The organism is Hyphomonas adhaerens MHS-3, assembly GCF_000685235.1.
Classification (GTDB): domain Bacteria; phylum Pseudomonadota; class Alphaproteobacteria; order Caulobacterales; family Hyphomonadaceae; genus Hyphomonas; species Hyphomonas adhaerens.
Genome location: NZ_ARYH01000001.1, coordinates 124,004 through 140,771, shown reverse-complemented (window position 1 = coordinate 140,771; position 16,768 = coordinate 124,004). Strand labels below are relative to the sequence as shown.

Sequence of the window (16,768 nt, the reverse complement as noted above, 5' to 3'; positions counted from 1 at the left end):
TTCATGAAACTCGCTACTCTCAAGAACGGCGCCCGTGACGGGCGTCTTGTCGTTGTCTCGAAAGACCTGACGCGCGCCACCGACGCGGCCTCTGTTGCGCCCACGCTGCAGGCGGCGCTGGATGACTGGGAACATATGGCCCCGCGCCTCCAGCTGCTGGCCGAGCAGGTGGAACTGGGCAGCGTGCCGACGTTCCGTTTCCACGAGCATGAGTGCGAAAGCCCGTTGCCGCGTGCTTATCAGTGGGCGGACGGATCGGCTTATATCAACCATGTGGAACTGGTACGCAAAGCCCGCGGCGCCGAAGTGCCGGAAAGTTTCTATGACGATCCGCTGATGTATCAGGGCGGCTCTGACGCCTTCCTTGGCCCCCGCGATGCCATCCCGCTGGGCGATGTCGCCTGGGGCTGTGACATGGAAGGGGAGGTGGCCGTCATCACCGATGACGTGCCGATGGGCGTGTCGGAGGCGGATGCGGCCAGCCACATCAAGCTGGTCATGCTGTGCAATGACGTGTCGCTGCGCGGGCTGATCCCCGGCGAACTCGCCAAGGGCTTCGGCTTCTTCCAGTCCAAGCCGCCGAGTGCTTTCACGCCTGTGGCCGTGACGCCGGACGAACTGGGCGAAGCCTGGAAAGACAATGTCATCCACCTGCCGCTGCACGTGGACTATAACGGCCAGCCCTTTGGCCGGGCCGAGGCCGGGGTCGATGCCACATTCAGCCTCGCCCGCCTTGTGGCCCACGCCGCAAAGACAAGGCCTCTCACCGCTGGCACGGTGATCGGTTCCGGTACGGTCTCCAACAAGGATGCCGACGGCGGCGCAGGCAAGCCGGTTGCCGAGGGCGGGCTTGGCTATTCCTGCATTGCCGAGATCCGCATGATCGAGACGATCGCCGACGGCGCGCCCAAAACGCCCTTCATGAAGCCCGGCGACACGGTCCGCATGGAAATGCTGGACAAGGCCGGGCATTCCATCTTCGGCGCCATCGAGCAGACGGTCGAAGCGGTCTCATAATTCCGGAACCGCCGTCTTGTTTTCCGCCTGCGCCTGTGTTTCAACGCCTGTTGAAATTTTGGCGCTGCGAGACGGTTCGGCGCGCCGGAAAGTGTGATACGGAATAACAAAGCGCGCGCAGGCGGGGCTCTTCCCGTCTGGGTGCCCAAGCCAGGGAGCGACAGGACCTGTCCATGTCTAACAAGGTCTACAATTCTGCGAAGGAAGCCCTTGAGGGCCTGACCTTCGACGGCATGACCGTAATGGCCGGGGGGTTCGGCCTTTGCGGCATTCCGGAAAACCTCATTCTCGCCCTGCGCGACAGCGGCGTGAAGGACATCACCGCGATTTCCAACAATGCCGGTGTCGACGATTTCGGCCTCGGCCTGCTGCTGCAGACGCGCCAGATCAAGAAGATGATCTCGTCCTATGTGGGCGAGAACAAGGAGTTCGAGCGCCAGTACCTCTCCGGAGAGCTGGAGCTGGAGTTCAACCCGCAGGGCACGCTGGCCGAGCGCTGCCGGGCAGGGGGCGCAGGCATTCCGGGCTTCTACACCAAGACGGGCGTCGGCACGCTGGTCGCCGAGGGCAAGGAACACCGTGACTTCGACGGCGAGACCTACATCCTCGAAACGGGCCTTGTGTCGGACCTGTCCATCGTGAAGGCCGAGAAAGCCGACACGCAGGGCAATCTGATCTTCAACAAGACGGCCCGCAACTTCAATCCGCCGATGGCGATGGCCGGCAAGGTCACCGTGGCCGAAGTGGAAGAACTGGTGCCGACGGGAAGTCTCAACCCGGATGAAATTCACCTGCCGGGCATCTTCGTTCAGCGTGTCGTGAAAGGCACCTTCGAGAAGCGTATCGAACAACGCACCACCCGTAAGCGGGAGCACTACTAATGCCCTGGACACGTGATGACATGGCGGCGCGCGCCGCAAAGGAACTCCACGACGGATTCTATGTGAACCTCGGCATCGGCATTCCGACGCTGGTGGCGAACCACATTCCGGACGACATGGACGTGACGCTCCAGTCCGAGAACGGCATGCTGGGCATGGGCCCGTTCCCGTTCGAGGGCGAGGAAGACGCCGACCTGATCAATGCCGGCAAGCAGACGATCACGACGCTGCCGCGCACGAGCTTCTTCGACAGCGCGACAAGCTTCGCGATGATCCGCGGCGGCCACATCAACATTGCCATTCTCGGCGCGATGGAAGTGGCCGAGAATGGCGACATCGCCAACTGGATGATCCCCGGCAAGCTCGTAAAGGGCATGGGCGGCGCAATGGACCTTGTCGCCGGCGTGAAGCGCATCGTTGTGGTGATGGATCACTGCAACAAGAAGGGTGAGACCAAGGTGCTGAAGGCATGCACCCTGCCGCTCACCGGCAAGGGCGTGGTCAATCGCATCATCACCGATCTCTGCGTCATGGACGTGGTCGAAGGCGGCCTGAAGGTGATCGAACTTGCGCCCGGCGTATCGCTGCAGGACGTCAAGGAAAACACCGAAGCGACCATCGTCGACTAATACGTCTTGTCAGACAGACGAGGAGGATTGAATCCGGACGCGCTCCGGATTAGGGCTGCGCCATGACTTCTGCATTCTCCCCGCTATCGCCGCTTCCGCCGGACGCTCTGCTCGGCCTGATGACCGCTTTTCGTGAAGACGACCGGGCGGAGAAATTCGATCTGGGCGTCGGCGTCTACAAGGACGACCAGGGCAATACCCCGGTCATGTCGGCGGTTGCCAAGGCCGAGGCCCTGATGCTTCAGCGTCAGACGACAAAGGTCTATGAAGGCCCGCGCGGGAATGTGGACTTCTGCAACGCCATCGAAGACTTCGTGTTCGGTGTGGATGCGCCCGTTCGCAAGGAAGGGCGCACGCTGTCCTTTACCGCACCGGGCGGCTGCGGCGCGCTTTCGCTGGGCGTGGGCCTGATGCGCCGCCTTGGCGTGAAAAAGGTCTGGGTGTCAGACCCGACCTGGCCGAACCATCCGAAAGTGGTCCAGTCCGCGGGCCTCACAACGGACAGCTACCGGTACGCAGATCCGGATACCGGCACGGCAGACCGGGCCGGCATGCTCGAAGACCTGGCTAAAGCCGAGCGTGGCGATGGCGTGATTGTGCAGGGGCCTTGCCACAACCCCACAGGCATCGACCTCACGCTGGACGACTGGCGGGCGGTCGGCGCCTTCGTGAAAGAGCGCGGCCTGATCGTCATGCTGGACGTGGCCTATCACGGCTTCGCCCATGGCCTCGACAAGGATATTGCGGGCGTGCGCGCCTTCATCGACGCGGCAGGCGAAGCGCTGATCTCTTATTCCTGCTCCAAGAATTTCGGTCTCTACCGCGAGCGGGCGGGCTGCTTCCTGGCGGTTGGCGAGACGGCAGATGGCATCGCTGCGGCGACCACGCATGTGGCGGATATTTCCCGGGCCACCTGGTCCATGCCCCCGGCGCATGGCGCGGGCATCGTTGCCACCATCCTCGGCGACGCAGCCTTGCGCGCCGAATGGGAAGCGGAGCTGACATCGATGCGGGAGCGGATGATCTCGCTGCGCCAGGCGCTGTCGGGGGAACTCGTGCAGCGCACAGGCTCGAACCTGCTCGCCAGCCTCACCACGCAGAACGGCATGTTCAGCCAGCTGCCGGTGACGCCGGAAGGCGCGAAGGCTCTGCGCGAGGAAAGCGGCCTCTACATGCCGGGATCGGGCCGCATCAACATCGCGGGCCTGAACCTGAAAGACATCCCGCGCGTGGCCGAGATCATCGCGACAGCGCTCTAAGACGATTTAGATCGACAGGCCCTTCGGGGCGAGGCGTTCGAGTTCTTCGATCGCCATTGCCGGGGCAGGGATGGCCTTGCGCGCGTCGAGATCCAGCGTGATGGCGGTGGCCTGGCTTGTCGCCCAGGGCTTGCCGGTCACAGGGTCCATCATCCAGTGGAACAAGCTGTGGGTTTTTCCCTCGACGCCGCCAAGACCCGTATAGACTTCGAACCGGTCACCGGCTTGCGGCATGTCGTGATAGCGGATCCGATACTCCAGAACGGCCGCCCCCATGCGCAGGTCTCCCGCAGCGGCGGCCACGTCCTTGCGCCATCCGAACAGGAGGTTCGGGACGGAATCGGATACGCGGCCAATCACCCATGCCGGAGACATCCGTCCGTGCACATCCAGGTGCTGCGGCGGCACGGCGCCCATGCCGATACACGCTATTCCAAGTTTGCGCGGTATCTCGACCGATATGTCATCATAGGGCAAGCCCTCGGCAACCGGATCGATTGAGCGCGGGGCGGATTCTTCCGGCGGTGTATCCATGTCGTCGGCCATGGCGGCGCGCACGCTCTTGCCCCATGGAAAGGGTTCACGGCCTGCCGTGTCGATATGCATGATCCGGGTCCGGAAGGCAGCGGCCAGCTGGCCATCGGCGTGACGCAGTTCCTGATAGACCAGGGCATCTGCCTCTCCGACTTCGACAAGGCAGCCATGCATGGTCAGCGGACGCCCGGGCAGGACTTCGCGGACGAACCGGATATGCTGGTCCACCGGTGCGATCGTGGAGGGGGAATTCTGCCGGAACGCATGCGGCATGCCGAGCGCATGGGCAAAGACCGCCAGGCCTTCCATTTGCTTTTCGACATAGACGCGCACATTCATGTGCCCCATCTCGTCGCAATCCCATTGATTGCAGCTTCCCCGCCAAAGAGTTTTCACGCAGCACAATCCCGGCAGATGCCGCGCACTTCCACGACGGCGCGGGACATTTTGAAGCCTGCAGCGTCCGTTTCGGCCTTCAGGGCCTGGCTGGTCGCTTCGGCGTGAAGTTCTTCGGCGCCGTGGCACTTGTCGCAGATCAGGAACACGGCGGAGTGCCGGTGGCTGGCATGGCCGCAGGCGACATAGGCGTTCAGGCTCTCGATCTTGTGGGCGAGGCCGGTCTCCTGCAGAAAATCGAGCGCGCGGTAGATCGTCGGCGGCTTCGCAGAGCCTTCCCCATCGAGATTGGCAAGCAGATCGTACGCCTTGGCGGGCTCCGTGCTTTCCAGCAGCAGGCGCAGCACCTTGCGGCGGATTTTCGTCATCCGCTGGCCCTGGCGGACAACCAGGGTTTCGGCTTCGTTCAGGAACGCGTCCACGTCCTGCGGGCTGCAGGGCGTGTTGGCGTGGACATGGGAATGGCTCTCTGTAGCGCTCATGGGCCTAATGTCGTGTGTTTTGTCCACAATGTGAAGGGGCAAGCGCTGTCTTGCCAGCCACTGAAGGACTGGACGGAGTCCGCAAATCACCTGAGATTCTTGCAATAGACGAAAATCCAAGGGGATGAGCCGGATGCAATTGTCAGAGCGTGATGGTCTGGAACTCTGGCGCCGCGCGGTCACCGCCTCGGTCCGCTCCGATGCGCCTGACCTGACGGCCCGCCAGCAAGCCATCCTGATGACCATCGCCCTGACGCCCGGCCCGCACACGGTGCGCGGCCTCGCTGAACAGCTGAATATCGCCAAACCGGCCGTCACCCGGGCGCTGGATGCGCTGGAACGCCTCGATTTCATCAAGCGCGTGCGCGACGAGGCGGACCTGCGGAATATCTTCCTGGAGCGGCGCCCACCCGGCATGACCTATCTTCGCCAGTTTGCCGGCCTTGTTCTTGCCGCAGCTTCCGGCAAGGATCAGGAAGCTGCCGTGAGCCCGAAAACACGCAAGGCCTCGGCGGCGTAACACAACGCTGCGGGGCTTTTCATGCCTGATTACAATGATACGCGACTGACACCGCCCGACAGGCCATCCAGGCCCGTGCAGGTGCGGGCAGGGAGTGTTGCCGTCCGCGAGACGCCTTTGCCGGATGCGCGGCTGGCAACGGAAGCCCTGTTTGGCGAAATTCTGGACGTGTTTGAAGAACAGCACGGTTTTGCGCTCGTCCAGTGCCAGCGCGACCGGTATGTCGGCTGGGTCGCCCTGGCGGGGCTTGCCGAACGCCTGCTGGCCCCGACCCACCGGGTCACCCGGCCCCACACCCATGCCTACGCCGCGCCGGACCTCAAATCGCCGCCACAGCTGACGCTCAGCCTTGGCGGGCGGGTGAGTGTCATCGCGGAAGAGGGAGACTGGCGCCAGTGTCAGGATGCGGGCTGGGTGCATCAAAGGCATCTCGCAGCGCTGGATGTCCTGGATGAGGATCCGGCCAGCGTCGCGGAGCGATATATCGGCACGCCTTATCTCTGGGGTGGACGCTCCGGTCTCGGCCTGGATTGCACGGGACTGACCCAGCAATCATTCGAGGCAGCGGGCGTCCTGCTGCCCCGGGATAGCGACATGCAGTTCGACTGGGCTGGCGATGCCATCGCCGATTGGCGGGACCCCGGCGCCCTCCAGCGCGGAGACCTCGTCTTCTGGAAGGGGCATGTTGGCATCATGACCGATCCGGACCATCTCCTGCACGCCAATGCCTGGCATATGGCCGCCGCATGCGAACCGCTGGGCGATGCCATCACCCGGATCTCAAAGTATTACGCCGAGCCCACAGGGGCCCGGCGCATACAGGTATCTTCTGAAAGAGGGACGGTGCCGGCCTGGAAGACCGGCGCCTGAGCCTTACTCGCCTTCTTCTTCCGTCGGCGTCGGGGCTTCTTCGTCAAAAGCCTCTTCAGCAGTGTCCATGGCCGTGTCAGCCTCTTCGGTGACAACTTCGGTCACCGTTTCCTGCGTTGCATCGGCAGCGTCTTCCACAGCTTCCACAGCGTCTTCAACCGGGGCAGCGGCTTCTTCGCCTTCTGCCGGGGCTTCAGCGCCGTCTTCAGCAGGGGCTGCGGCATCGTCTTCCTCAGCCGCCGGCAGCGGATCCGGGAATGGCGGTGCATTCGGCGATTGCGAGGCGAGATAGGCGATCACGTTGATCCGGTCCGGATCCTTGCGCAGGCCTGCGAAGGACATGGACGTACCACGGGCGAAGGCGCCTGGATTCTCCAGCCAATGGTTCAGGTCTTCATACGTCCAGCTGCCACCGACTTCGGTCAAAGCAGCAGAGTAATTGAAGCCCGGGTGCACGTGCTTGTCTGCGCCAACCACACCATGCAGGTTCGGGCCGGTGCCGTTGGCGCCGCCGTCATCAATCGTGTGGCAGGTTGTGCACTGGCCCTTGAAGGTGCGTTCGCCGCGCGAAACATCCGCAGCAGCGAGCAGGGCACCGAGGTCGAATACTTCTTCCTCTTCAACTGCCGCGGCACCGCCGCCGGCAACTTCGACGCAGTATGCGAAGTTCTCGCACATCTGCTCTGACAGGGAGGTCGCCTCAGCGTGCTCTTCCCCGTGGCCTTCTCCCCCATGGGCAAACACTACATCAGAAAGCGTCTTGAGCCCGAAAAGGCCCAGTGCGGTCGCCAGCAGCGCTCCCAGGATCTTGTTGAGACCGAGTTCCCCCATGAGGATCTTCCTTCGAATCTGTCTGGTCATAAGTCTTGGCGCGCGCCTTTTGGCACGCTAACGGATGGCCCGCAATATAAAGGCTGCGCGACAGGGAAGCTTCCCCTGTTCGTCGCGGCGATCCGACGCAGCAGAAAACAAGGTAAAGGCCGGAAAAATGACGGGAAAAATCGCATACCAGGGCGAACCGGGGGCCAATTCGCATATTGCCTGCAAGCAGGCCTTTCCGGCCCTGGAGCCCCTGCCGTGCCGCACGTTTGAGGACTGTTTTGCCGCTGTAGAGAAGGGCGAAGCGGATCTGGCGATGATTCCGGTCGAAAATACGATCGCGGGCCGGGTCAGCGACATTCACTCCCTTTTGCCGGGCACGAGCCTGCAGATTGTCGGCGAGCACTACCTGCCGATCCGGTTTCAGCTGATGACCCTGCCGGGTGTGAAGCTGGATGAGGTCAAAACAGCCCGGTCCCACATCATGGGGCTCGGCCAGTGCCGGGAATTCCTGCGGGCGCATGGAATTGATTCGGTGGCGGCATCGGATACCGCGGGGGCGGCTCGCGAAGTGGCCGAGAGCGGGGACCGGACCGTCGCTGCGATTGCGCCGCGTCTGGCGGCCGAAGTTTATGGGCTCGAAATTCTCGCTGAAGACATCGAAGACGCCGCGCACAACACGACCCGATTCGTCATCATGTCCCGTGAGCCATCCGAGATCGAGGTCGGCGACGGCCCGGCCAAGACGGCTTTCCTGTTCGAGGTCCGCAACATTCCCGCGGCCCTGTTCAAGGTGTTGGGCGGTTTCGCCACCAATGGCGTCAACATGACCAAGCTGGAAAGCTACATGGTGGGCGGCAATTTCACCGCCACGCAATTCTACGCGGAAATCGAAGGTCATCCGGATGAGCGTTCGGTTCAGCTGGCGCTGGAAGAGGTGGGCTTCTTCACGCAGATGATGAAGCTGGTCGGCGTGTTTCCCGCCTCCAGCTAACGCGAACCCTAGCAGATCTGGGTCTTCGATTTCAGACTGTCGGCGAGATGGTCGGCGAACAGTTTTGCCTTGCCGCGGAGCTTGCCCGCCGCCCAGACCGCGTGGATCGACAGGCTCTGGGCGTTCCAGTCAGGCAGGACGCGCACCAGCGTGTTTGACCCGAGACAGTTCGACACGAGCCAGCCCGGTGCCATCAGGATGCCGAGTCCGTCCTCGGCGGCCTGTTGCAGGATCTCTCCGCCGGAGGCCCGGAACGGCCCATCGACGGTCACGTCTTCTTTCTGATTGCCATTGGTCAGTGTCCAGATGGTGGAGCGGGCGTGGCGGAAAATCAGTGCGTCATGCTTCGCAAGGTCTGCCGGTGTTTGAGGGTTACCTCTGCGTTCAAGGTAGGCAGGGGAGGCCCACAGGGCGCGCGGCGCGTCTGCCAGCTTTTTTGCCATCAGGCTGGAGTCGGTCAGCTCACCGAGACGGAACGCAAGATCGACGCCTTCACCGACAATGTCGGTGAGGGAGTCATCGCCGATCACGTCGAACTTCACATGCGGATAGATGCGCATGAAGCTGGCGATCTCCGGCGCAATCACGTGCCGGGCGAAAGAGTGGGAGCAAGAGAGGCGCAGCAGGCCGACGGGCTCGTGCTCCAGGCCACGGGCTTCGGCCTCGGCTTCGTCATACTCGGCGAGGATATCGACGGCGCGGCGGTAGAAGCGTTCACCGGCTTCGGTCAGGCTGAGCGCCCGGGTTGTCCGCAGGAACAACACCGCATCGAGCTGGGATTCCAGATCCTGGATCCGCCGCGAGACGGTGGGCTGACCGATTCCGATGTCGGCGGCAGCGCGCGAGAAGCTGCCCGCATCCGCCACACGGACGAACAGGCGCATTGCATCGATCCGGTCCATCTCAGTCACCCCATGCAGAACGAGCCTGAATGTAGGGGAGGCGGGACAGTTCTGCGAGGGGGGAGGCGCATTTCCCTGCTCGCACACCGCCCACGAATCCGTGAGCGGGGCTCACACGCCTTTGCTTTGCCCGTGTGCGCATCCTTGTGAGACAAGCTGCGTCAAAGGGAGACGCACACCATGCTTTCGCGTGTAAAAAGATATACCCCGATTGCCTACAGCCTCATCGCGTCGGCGGTATTCCTCGACAGCCTGCGGTTCAAGTTTACCAACGCCATTGAGACGCAGGTTATCTTTGGCCGGCTCGATGCCTGGGCTGCCAGCCTGGGCGCGCCCGGCCTGTTCGCCCAGACGGGCCTGTTCAGCCAGTATGTCATCGGCTCGGCCGAGCTCCTGGCCGCGACGCTGTTGCTGCTGGGCCTGTTTCCCGCGCTTCGCCGCTTGCAGACAATCGGCGCCCTGATTGCTGTTGCCGTGATGACCGGGGCCGTGAACTTCCACCTCTGGACACCGCTTGGCATCGATCCGAACAATGATGGTGGCGGCCTGTTCGTCATGGCAGTCACGGTCTGGCTCAGCTCGATTGCCATGCTCATTGCGCGGCGTGAAACCCTTTTCGCCATCCTCTCCGGTATCCGCGACGTGCTGGTGCCGCCGATGGACATGTCCGCGCGTTCCGAAACCCGGCACGTGCCTGCCTGAAAGGATCCACCCTGATGAAACTCCGATCTCTCTTCCTCGCCGCCTTCATGGCCTTCGCCCCGGTCTCGCTCGCCGTACCGGCCGCTTATGCAGAACCCGCGATCTATACGGGCCGGTTCTCTGACACCGCCCTGCAGGGGTATGATCCTGTGGCCTACTTCACCGATGGCCAGCCGGTGAAGGGCTCCAAGGAATTCTCGACAGAGTACAAGGGCGCCACGTTCCAGTTTGCGTCAGCCGCAAACCGCGACGCCTTTCTCGCCGACCCGGCTGCGTACGCGCCGCAATATGGCGGCTACTGCGCCTGGGCGATGGCCGACGGCAAATACGCCAAGGGCAATGCAAAGTACTGGAAGATTGTCGATGGCAAGCTTTACCTGAACTACAATGCCGGGATCCAGAAAAAGTGGAACGCAGATGTTCCGGGCTTCATCGAAAAGGCCGACATGCAATGGCAGGACCTGCAGGAATAAGTGCCGTTACGACAGGTTGCGTGAATTCTGCGTCATGACTCTCGTTTAACTTGAGGTTGATACGAAATAAATCTCAAGGAACAGGTATCCAACACTTTGAAAGGATACCTGGATGCGAACTTTCACCTTCCTTCTGGCGGCTGCGACCGTCATTCCCTGCGCCTATGCTGAAGGCTCGGACGAGTCCGGCTGGTATGCCGGACTGAGCTATGAGCGTTTGCAGGAGACCGATGGGCAAAATGAATATCAGGCCCTGGGTCTGACGGGCGGTTACGACTTCAACCGCTATTTCGGTGCCGAGGTGACCGCAGCCACCGGTATTGACGGGGACGGGACATTCTCACCGGGGGGCACGTATGACGTCAACGGCAATACCGTCACCCTCCCGGCCTTCCGGACGTCGGCAGACCTCACGCATCGCATTGATCTGATGGGCGTTGGTCATTTGCCGGTGACTGATCGTATCCGTCTTGTCGCCAAGGCCGGGGTCTCACACTACAAATACGATGTGACGCAACAAACCGGTTCCAGTCCGGATTTTGGAGACGGCATCACAATCTCCAGCTCACCGAGTGGGTACGGCTTCGCCGGCAGCCTGGGGGCGGAGGTCTCGCTCACGGAGTCGACCAGCCTGACCGGTGGTTATAATTACTATGCGGAGCAAGGCAGGATGGATGATGACGTCGAAGGATTCCAGATCGGCCTGAAGCACCGTTTCTGAGCGCGCCTTCGCTGACCTTCCGGCAATAAAAAAAGCGGACGCGGTTTCCCGCGTCCGCTTTTCCTGGAATGTCTGATCCGGCTTACTTTTTCTTCGCAGCCGGTTTCTTTGCCGCGGGCTTCTTGGCGGCGGCCGGCTTCTTAGCAGCAGGCTTGGCAGCTTTCGGAGCGGCTTTCTTCACGGCCGGCTTTGCGGCTGGTTTCTTTGCAACCGGCTTCTTCGCAGCTGGCTTTTTAGCGACAGCGGGTTTCTTTGCGGCCGGTTTTTTGGCGGCAGCGGTTTTCGTCGCAGTCGCGGCCTTTGCGGCCGGCTTCTTCGCGACCGGCTTTTTCACGGCTGGCTTCTTCGCCGCCGGTTTCTTCGTTGCAGTTGCCATGTCCGATCTCCTGTCAGTGGCAATTTTCTCACTACTGTGATTCGCGCGAACTCAACTCCAGATTTTCGCCTGTGACGAGAGCCGAAACACGCCTTCCGTGTGCGGTCAATGATCTTTTTCTGACCAGACTTTCATGATGTGGTGAGCAATTGCCATCGGGGGCGGTCCGAAGATCTCTTCGTGACTGTGATTCAGAATCCGAACCATCTCCTCCTGCGTGACCCAGCGGGCCACTTCGATCTCTTTTTCGTCGATTGAAATGTCGAACCCTTCCGCTTCCAGAATAAGGCCGACCATGAGTGAGGACGGGAAGGGCCAGGGCTGGCAGGCGACGTACTCTGCGCTCGCAGCATCAGCAACGACACCAGCTTCCTCGAATATTTCGCGCGCCGCAGCCTGTTCGATTGTCTCTCCGGGTTCGCAGAATCCGGCGAGGCAGGAGTAGAAGCCCGGCGGCCACATCTTCTGTCTTCCGATCAGCGCCTTGCCGTCCTTGACGGCCAGCATGATCGCGACCGGATCTGTCCGCGGAAAATGTTCGGCGCCGCAGGCCGGGCATTGCCGCTTCCATCCGGCTTCGACCATGGCGCTTTCAGACCCGCATTTTGAGCAGAACCTGTGGCTCTGGTGCCACATGAAAATCGACCGCGCGGTCGATGCGCAGTTTCCATCCATGTCCGGAATCGACCCGGCGGCAGCGCGGAAATCTAGAAATTCTCCCGCGCCCTCGATCAGCGACCCCTCCAGAGCAAAGCGTTCCGGCAGGTCGAGTGCGAACACCGGTGTGCCGGCCTTGTCTTCGCCAAGGAAGAGGCGGGGCGAGCCGGGCGAGAGGCGGGCCGCTTCGGGGCCCATCCAGACCAGACCGCTGTCGCGGCCCGGATGCACGAAAGGTTCGCCGTTCCGCATCAGCAGGACCAGCACATCTTTCCGTGCAAAGGCTTCCTCCAGCCACGCCTCGTCCAGTCGTCGGTGCGCGGCACGGTCAATCGGTTTCGCCGCAAGCGGCATGTCATTTGAGTTCGTCATGCAACGCGCATGCAGCAGCTTTCGGCGGCAATCAAGACGGCACCGCGCGGAAGCCTCCAGATCAGGCGGTCACGGACTCGCGCTGGGCGGCGTGTTTGCCTTCACAGATCTCTTCAACGATCTTTGCATTGAACTGGCCAAGATCGTCCGGGTTTCGCGAGGTGACGAGGCCTTCGTCCACCACGACCGGTTCGTCGGTCACGACGGCACCGGCATTCTTCAGATCCTGCTGGATCGCAGAGAAGCCTGTCATTTTGCGGCCGTTTACAAGACCTGCCGAGATAAGGACCTGCGGTCCGTGGCAGATGGAGAAGACGGGTTTCTTCTGCTCGAAGAATGCGGATGCGAATGCCAGCGCCTTGCTGTTCCGGCGCAATGCGTCGGGATTGAACAGGCCGCCCGGAATAAGCAGCGCATCGAAGTCTTCCGCCTTCGCCTCGTCCAGCTTCACATCCACATCAAACCAGTCACCGTGTTCGCGGTGCTTGTTGCCCTGGATACGCTGGTCGTTCGGCGAGACGATCTTGCATGTGCCGCCGGCATTCTCGATCGCTTCCTTCGGCGAGGTCAGCTCGACCTGCTCAAAGCCGTCGGTCGCGAGAATGGCGAGGGTGCGGTTTTCGGCACGTTTCGTCATGATGAATCCTTTCTTTCGGTTGTTGCCCGCGCGGCGAACGCCGCGCAGTCCCCATCCAGCTCACACCGAACCAATGGGTGGGCCGTCGCCCTTGTTCCATGACGTCTGCTACAGGAAACGGCGCTTTGGCCGATCCGGCAGCTGTTCAGCCCCTGGCCGCTTTGTGACACTTGGGCATAGCCAAACCGTGCGGCATCCTGTACCGGGCGCGGGAATTCCTCTTCTTCCCTCCCGAAAGCCTGCCGCCCATGTCCACGCCTATCGAAAAAATGCGTAACATCGCCATCATTGCCCACGTCGACCACGGCAAGACGACGCTGGTCGATGAACTCCTGAAGCAGTCCGGCACCTTCCGTGAAAACGAGAAGACCGCCGAACGGATGATGGATTCCAACGATCTGGAAAAAGAGCGCGGCATCACCATTCTCGCCAAAACCACCTCGGTCGAGTGGAACGGCTACCGCATCAACATCGTGGATACACCCGGACACGCCGATTTCGGCGGTGAGGTGGAGCGTATCCTGCACATGGTGGACGGCGCCATTGTGCTGGTGGACGCGGCCGAAGGCCCGATGCCGCAGACCAAATTCGTGGTGTCCAAGGCGCTGAAAGTCGGCCTGAAGCCGATCGTCGCCGTCAACAAGATCGACAAGCCGGAGCGCCGCCCGGACGAAGTGGTCAATGACGTGTTCGACCTGTTCGCCAATCTCGACGCCACCGACGAGCAACTCGACTTCCCGATCCTCTACGGTTCAGCCAAGCAGGGCTGGATGTCGAGCCAGTACGAGGAGGCGAAGGCCAACATGGACGAGCTGTTCCAGCTGGTCGTGGATCATGTGCCGACGCCGAAAGTGGAAGAGGGCCCGTTCCGCTTCCTCGCCACCACCATCTCCGCCGACAACTTCCTCGGACGTATCCTGACCGGCCGCGTCGCGTCCGGCAGTATCAAGCCGAACCAGACCATCAAGGTGCTGGATCGCGAAGGCGGTCTGGTCGAGCAGGGCCGTGTGTCGAAAGTGCTGGCTTTCCGCGGCCTTGAGCGCGTGCCGGTGGATGAGGCGCAAGCCGGTGACATCGTCTCGCTGGCCGGCATGACCAAGGCGAACGTCGCCGACACGTTCTGCGATCCGTCGGTTTCCGAGCCGATCGCGGCCCAGCCGATCGACCCGCCGACCATCTCCATGACCTTCCGCGTCAATGACAGCCCGCTGGCGGGCACCGAAGGCACCAAGGTCACCAGCCGCATGATCTGGGACCGCCTGCTGAAAGAAGCCGAAGGCAACGTCGCCCTCAAGGTTGACCGGGCCTCCGATGCTGAAGCGTTCACCGTTTCCGGCCGCGGCGAACTCCAGCTGGCTGTTCTTATCGAGACGATGCGCCGCGAAGGCTTCGAGCTTGGCGTGTCGCGTCCGCAGGTCGTGATGCAGGAAGACGAGAACGGCGAAAAGCTGGAGCCGATCGAGGAAGTCGTCATCGACGTGGATGACGAGCATTCCGGCATCGTGGTTCAGAAGCTGTCAGAGCGCAAAGCCGACATGCTGGACATGCGCCCCTCAGGCGCCGGCCGCACCCGCATGGTGTTCCACGCCCCGACGCGCGGCCTGATCGGGTATCAGGGCGAGCTGCTGTCGGATACGCGCGGCACGGCCATCATGAACCGCGTCTTCCATGAATACGCCCCGCACAAGGGCCGCATCCAGGGCCGTCACACCGGTGTGCTGATCGCCATGGAGCAGGGGGAGGCCGTGGCCTTCGCCCTGTGGAACCTCGAAGACCGTGGGCCGATGATGATCCATCCGGGCGACAAGGTGTATGGCGGCATGATCGTGGGTGAGCACACGCGCGACAACGACCTCGAAGTGAACGTGCTCAAAGGCAAGAAGCTGACCAACATGCGGGCCTCCGGCTCGGACGAGGCCGTGCGCCTGACCCCGCCGCTTCAGATGACGCTGGAAAAGTCGCTGGCCTACATCTCCGACGACGAACTCGTGGAAGTGACGCCGGAGAATATCCGCCTGCGCAAGATCTTCCTCGACCCGCACGAGCGCAAGCGCAACGCCAAGAAATCCGACACCTGATCCTGACGTCAGGCGCGTTGGTCCTTGGGGGAGCCCATCACGATATAGGACGTGATGGCGCTGACCTGCGGGACTGTGCCCAGCACTTCCGTATGGAAATGCTTGTAGGCGGCGAGGTCGGCGACCTCGACACGTAACAGGTATTCGACCGTGCCCGTCACATTGTGGCACTCGCGGACTTCCGGGGCTTTGTGCATGGCTTTCTCGAAGGCCGCCTGATCCGTCTTAGTATGCCGGGACAGGCCGACCGTGACATAGGCCAGGAAGCCGCCGCCGGTTGCCGTCCGGTCGACCACGGCCCGGTACCCCTGGATAACGCCGCTGCGTTCCAGTTCCTGCACGCGGCGCAGGCAGGCCGATGGCGACAGGCCGACTTTCTCGGCCAGCTCCAGATTGCTGATCCGGCCATTTGCCTGAAGTTCGTGCAATATGTTTCGGTTGATGGCGTCGATATTGGTCATGGATTGTGAAATTAGTCTCCGGGCAGGTGAATATGCAAGCACATTGCGCCAATGCTCGCATAAAGTTGCGGGATGATGCCGTTTGAACTCCTCCTCGCACTTTTCGTTTTCGCCTTCATCGCCTCCATCACGCCGGGGCCGAACAATCTGATGCTGATGGCATCCGGCACGAATTTCGGCCTGAAGCGGACCTTGCCGCACATGGCCGGCGTGACCGTCGGCTTCACGCTGATGATCGTGCTGGTCGGCCTTGGACTGGCGAGGGTCTTCGATTTGTTTCCTGTGGCGCTCGTCGCCCTGAAAGGGGTGAGCGCGGCCTATCTTCTCTACCTTGCCTGGAAGATCGCCAATGCTGCGCCGCCGCCGGATTCGGCTTTGGATGCCTCCGCCGGCAAGCCCTTCAGCTTCCTGCAGGCGGCGGCGTTCCAATGGGTCAATCCGAAGGCCTGGGCCATGGCCCTGACGGCGATCAGCGCCTACACGCTGCCCGGGCATCCCTTCATCAGCCTGGCGATCATGGCAGGCGTGTTTGCCGGGATCAGCCTGCTGAGCACCTCGACCTGGGCAGTCATGGGCACGCAGGTGCGGCGGTTCCTGCACAGCCCTTTGCGTCTGCGCGTCTTCAACGTCACGGCGTCGCTGTTGCTGGTCGCCACCCTGTGGCCGATCCTGACATCAGGCGACCTTGCCGTGCACTGACCGCATCAGTCCGGGCGGAACCGGACGGCATGTGAGGCGTTTGTTCCTGGAATAACAAAAAACCGGGAGCGCAAGTCTTGTCGTCTTTTTCTCTGTATCTGATCGGCTTCGTGATCTTTATCGCGGGGCTCGCCTATGGGGCCTTCCTGCTCGGGATCGAACCGAGCTGGATTGCCGTCGGCGCGTTTACGCTGTTTGGCCTCGGCATGGTGATCGGCGTCGGCAAGACGCGCCGGCGCGATGAGTCGCCCGCCAACGATTAGAACTTTCCGGATGGGGCGCCGCGGTC

General features: G+C 62.1%; 21 protein-coding genes. 14 read left to right on the top strand and 7 right to left on the bottom strand.

Annotated features, from left to right (window positions below):
* Window positions 1-3: 3 nt before the first annotated feature.
* The 4 genes from HAD_RS00645 (at window position 4) to HAD_RS00630 (ending at window position 3,786) form a co-directional block, all read left to right on the top strand.
* Window positions 4-1,017 carry a fumarylacetoacetate hydrolase family protein gene (locus HAD_RS00645; RefSeq protein ID WP_035568660.1) on the top strand — a complete coding sequence of 338 codons (1,014 nt, stop codon included), beginning with the start codon at window positions 4-6 and terminating at the stop codon, window positions 1,015-1,017.
* Between the two features lie 173 nt (window positions 1,018-1,190).
* On the top strand, window positions 1,191-1,898 hold the full coding sequence (locus tag HAD_RS00640; protein ID WP_035568659.1) for a CoA transferase subunit A: 708 nt from the start codon (window positions 1,191-1,193) through the stop codon (window positions 1,896-1,898).
* Entirely contained in the window at window positions 1,898-2,527 is a 630-nt protein-coding gene (locus HAD_RS00635; RefSeq protein WP_035568658.1) for a CoA transferase subunit B, read from the top strand. The genes HAD_RS00640 and HAD_RS00635 overlap by 1 nt, the downstream gene beginning before the upstream one ends.
* 62 nt (window positions 2,528-2,589) lie before the next feature.
* Entirely contained in the window at window positions 2,590-3,786 is a 1,197-nt protein-coding gene (locus HAD_RS00630; RefSeq protein ID WP_035568657.1) for an amino acid aminotransferase, read from the top strand.
* Window positions 3,787-3,792: 6 nt separating this feature from the next.
* On the opposite strand, the gene HAD_RS00625 is transcribed toward HAD_RS00630, so the two are convergent.
* Together HAD_RS00625 and HAD_RS00620 are read right to left on the bottom strand one after the other, a co-directional pair.
* Window positions 3,793-4,716, bottom strand: coding sequence for a thioesterase family protein (locus HAD_RS00625; protein ID WP_156942106.1), 924 nt, complete (start codon window positions 4,714-4,716; stop codon window positions 3,793-3,795).
* The gene (locus tag HAD_RS00620) at window positions 4,713-5,198 is read right to left on the bottom strand and encodes a Fur family transcriptional regulator (protein WP_035568656.1); all 486 of its coding nucleotides are present in this window, start codon (window positions 5,196-5,198) and stop codon (window positions 4,713-4,715) included. The genes HAD_RS00625 and HAD_RS00620 overlap by 4 nt, the downstream gene beginning before the upstream one ends.
* Before the next feature lie 124 nt (window positions 5,199-5,322).
* Here HAD_RS00620 and HAD_RS00615 point away from each other — a divergent pair, with 124 nt between their 5' ends.
* Window positions 5,323-5,718 (top strand): MarR family transcriptional regulator, encoded by a 396-nt coding sequence (locus tag HAD_RS00615; RefSeq protein ID WP_241765274.1) that lies wholly within the window; start codon window positions 5,323-5,325, stop codon window positions 5,716-5,718.
* 21 nt (window positions 5,719-5,739) lie between these two features.
* Complete coding sequence (locus tag HAD_RS00610) at window positions 5,740-6,588, top strand: C40 family peptidase (protein ID WP_035568655.1); 849 nt, start codon at window positions 5,740-5,742, stop codon at window positions 6,586-6,588.
* A 3-nt stretch (window positions 6,589-6,591) separates the two neighbouring features.
* Here HAD_RS00610 and HAD_RS00605 read toward each other — a convergent pair whose 3' ends face one another.
* Window positions 6,592-7,419 (bottom strand): c-type cytochrome, encoded by an 828-nt coding sequence (locus HAD_RS00605; protein WP_051595802.1) that lies wholly within the window; start codon window positions 7,417-7,419, stop codon window positions 6,592-6,594.
* Between the two features lie 157 nt (window positions 7,420-7,576).
* Here HAD_RS00605 and HAD_RS00600 point away from each other — a divergent pair, with 157 nt between their 5' ends.
* Window positions 7,577-8,401: a prephenate dehydratase gene (locus HAD_RS00600; RefSeq protein ID WP_035568654.1), complete on the top strand. Its 825-nt coding sequence runs from the start codon at window positions 7,577-7,579 to the stop codon at window positions 8,399-8,401.
* A gap of 8 nt (window positions 8,402-8,409) precedes the next feature.
* Here the strand turns inward: HAD_RS00600 and HAD_RS00595 are convergent, their stop codons facing one another.
* On the bottom strand, window positions 8,410-9,303 hold the full coding sequence (locus tag HAD_RS00595; RefSeq protein ID WP_035568653.1) for a LysR family transcriptional regulator: 894 nt from the start codon (window positions 9,301-9,303) through the stop codon (window positions 8,410-8,412).
* A 180-nt stretch (window positions 9,304-9,483) separates the two neighbouring features.
* Between HAD_RS00595 and HAD_RS00590 the strand changes: the two genes are divergently transcribed.
* The 4 genes from HAD_RS00590 (at window position 9,484) to HAD_RS18485 (ending at window position 11,615) form a co-directional block, all read left to right on the top strand.
* A complete protein-coding gene (locus HAD_RS00590) occupies window positions 9,484-10,005 on the top strand; it encodes a hypothetical protein (protein ID WP_051595801.1) in 522 nt (173 codons plus the stop codon).
* Window positions 10,006-10,019: 14 nt separating this feature from the next.
* Window positions 10,020-10,478: a YHS domain-containing (seleno)protein gene (locus tag HAD_RS00585; RefSeq protein ID WP_084331713.1), complete on the top strand. Its 459-nt coding sequence runs from the start codon at window positions 10,020-10,022 to the stop codon at window positions 10,476-10,478.
* A 112-nt stretch (window positions 10,479-10,590) separates the two neighbouring features.
* Window positions 10,591-11,199, top strand: a complete 609-nt coding sequence (locus HAD_RS00580) for a porin family protein (protein ID WP_035568651.1) — start codon at window positions 10,591-10,593, stop codon at window positions 11,197-11,199.
* Window positions 11,200-11,267: 68 nt separating this feature from the next.
* Window positions 11,268-11,615: a hypothetical protein gene (locus HAD_RS18485; RefSeq protein ID WP_156942105.1), complete on the top strand. Its 348-nt coding sequence runs from the start codon at window positions 11,268-11,270 to the stop codon at window positions 11,613-11,615.
* A gap of 65 nt (window positions 11,616-11,680) precedes the next feature.
* Here the strand turns inward: HAD_RS18485 and nudC are convergent, their stop codons facing one another.
* Both nudC and HAD_RS00565 read right to left on the bottom strand, forming a co-directional pair.
* The gene (gene nudC / locus HAD_RS00570) at window positions 11,681-12,604 is read right to left on the bottom strand and encodes an NAD(+) diphosphatase (protein ID WP_051595800.1); all 924 of its coding nucleotides are present in this window, start codon (window positions 12,602-12,604) and stop codon (window positions 11,681-11,683) included.
* Between the two features lie 61 nt (window positions 12,605-12,665).
* On the bottom strand, window positions 12,666-13,241 hold the full coding sequence (locus HAD_RS00565; protein WP_035568649.1) for a type 1 glutamine amidotransferase domain-containing protein: 576 nt from the start codon (window positions 13,239-13,241) through the stop codon (window positions 12,666-12,668).
* A 248-nt stretch (window positions 13,242-13,489) separates the two neighbouring features.
* On the opposite strand from HAD_RS00565, the gene typA reads away from it, so the two are divergent.
* Complete coding sequence (gene typA, locus HAD_RS00560; protein ID WP_035568647.1) at window positions 13,490-15,319, top strand: translational GTPase TypA; 1,830 nt, start codon at window positions 13,490-13,492, stop codon at window positions 15,317-15,319.
* Between the two features lie 8 nt (window positions 15,320-15,327).
* On the opposite strand, the gene HAD_RS00555 is transcribed toward typA, so the two are convergent.
* A complete protein-coding gene (locus HAD_RS00555; RefSeq protein WP_035568646.1) occupies window positions 15,328-15,780 on the bottom strand; it encodes an Lrp/AsnC family transcriptional regulator in 453 nt (150 codons plus the stop codon).
* A gap of 75 nt (window positions 15,781-15,855) precedes the next feature.
* Here HAD_RS00555 and HAD_RS00550 point away from each other — a divergent pair, with 75 nt between their 5' ends.
* Both HAD_RS00550 and HAD_RS00545 read left to right on the top strand, forming a co-directional pair.
* Window positions 15,856-16,479, top strand: coding sequence for a LysE family translocator (locus HAD_RS00550; RefSeq protein WP_035571338.1), 624 nt, complete (start codon window positions 15,856-15,858; stop codon window positions 16,477-16,479).
* 77 nt (window positions 16,480-16,556) lie between these two features.
* Window positions 16,557-16,742 (top strand): hypothetical protein, encoded by a 186-nt coding sequence (locus HAD_RS00545; protein WP_035568644.1) that lies wholly within the window; start codon window positions 16,557-16,559, stop codon window positions 16,740-16,742.
* The last annotated feature ends 26 nt before the right edge of the window (window positions 16,743-16,768 follow it).

Bases quoted from the DNA above. Each gene is read 5' to 3' on its own strand.
- nudC (WP_051595800.1), bottom strand. From the start codon at position 12,604: ATGACGAACTCAAATGACATGCCGCTTGCGGCGAAACCGATTGACCGT.
- HAD_RS00580 (WP_035568651.1), top strand. From the start codon at position 10,591: ATGCGAACTTTCACCTTCCTTCTGGCGGCTGCGACCGTCATTCCCTGC.
- HAD_RS00605 (WP_051595802.1), bottom strand. From the start codon at position 7,419: ATGGGGGAACTCGGTCTCAACAAGATCCTGGGAGCGCTGCTGGCGACC.
- HAD_RS00645 (WP_035568660.1), top strand. From the start codon at position 4: ATGAAACTCGCTACTCTCAAGAACGGCGCCCGTGACGGGCGTCTTGTC.
- HAD_RS00555 (WP_035568646.1), bottom strand. From the start codon at position 15,780: ATGACCAATATCGACGCCATCAACCGAAACATATTGCACGAACTTCAG.
- HAD_RS00590 (WP_051595801.1), top strand. From the start codon at position 9,484: ATGCTTTCGCGTGTAAAAAGATATACCCCGATTGCCTACAGCCTCATC.
- HAD_RS00640 (WP_035568659.1), top strand. From the start codon at position 1,191: ATGTCTAACAAGGTCTACAATTCTGCGAAGGAAGCCCTTGAGGGCCTG.
- HAD_RS00600 (WP_035568654.1), top strand. From the start codon at position 7,577: ATGACGGGAAAAATCGCATACCAGGGCGAACCGGGGGCCAATTCGCAT.
- HAD_RS00565 (WP_035568649.1), bottom strand. From the start codon at position 13,241: ATGACGAAACGTGCCGAAAACCGCACCCTCGCCATTCTCGCGACCGAC.
- HAD_RS00550 (WP_035571338.1), top strand. From the start codon at position 15,856: ATGCCGTTTGAACTCCTCCTCGCACTTTTCGTTTTCGCCTTCATCGCC.
- HAD_RS00615 (WP_241765274.1), top strand. From the start codon at position 5,323: ATGAGCCGGATGCAATTGTCAGAGCGTGATGGTCTGGAACTCTGGCGC.
- typA (WP_035568647.1), top strand. From the start codon at position 13,490: ATGTCCACGCCTATCGAAAAAATGCGTAACATCGCCATCATTGCCCAC.
- HAD_RS00630 (WP_035568657.1), top strand. From the start codon at position 2,590: ATGACTTCTGCATTCTCCCCGCTATCGCCGCTTCCGCCGGACGCTCTG.
- HAD_RS00620 (WP_035568656.1), bottom strand. From the start codon at position 5,198: ATGAGCGCTACAGAGAGCCATTCCCATGTCCACGCCAACACGCCCTGC.
- HAD_RS00635 (WP_035568658.1), top strand. From the start codon at position 1,898: ATGCCCTGGACACGTGATGACATGGCGGCGCGCGCCGCAAAGGAACTC.
- HAD_RS00585 (WP_084331713.1), top strand. From the start codon at position 10,020: ATGAAACTCCGATCTCTCTTCCTCGCCGCCTTCATGGCCTTCGCCCCG.
- HAD_RS18485 (WP_156942105.1), top strand. From the start codon at position 11,268: ATGTCTGATCCGGCTTACTTTTTCTTCGCAGCCGGTTTCTTTGCCGCG.
- HAD_RS00595 (WP_035568653.1), bottom strand. From the start codon at position 9,303: ATGGACCGGATCGATGCAATGCGCCTGTTCGTCCGTGTGGCGGATGCG.
- HAD_RS00610 (WP_035568655.1), top strand. From the start codon at position 5,740: ATGCCTGATTACAATGATACGCGACTGACACCGCCCGACAGGCCATCC.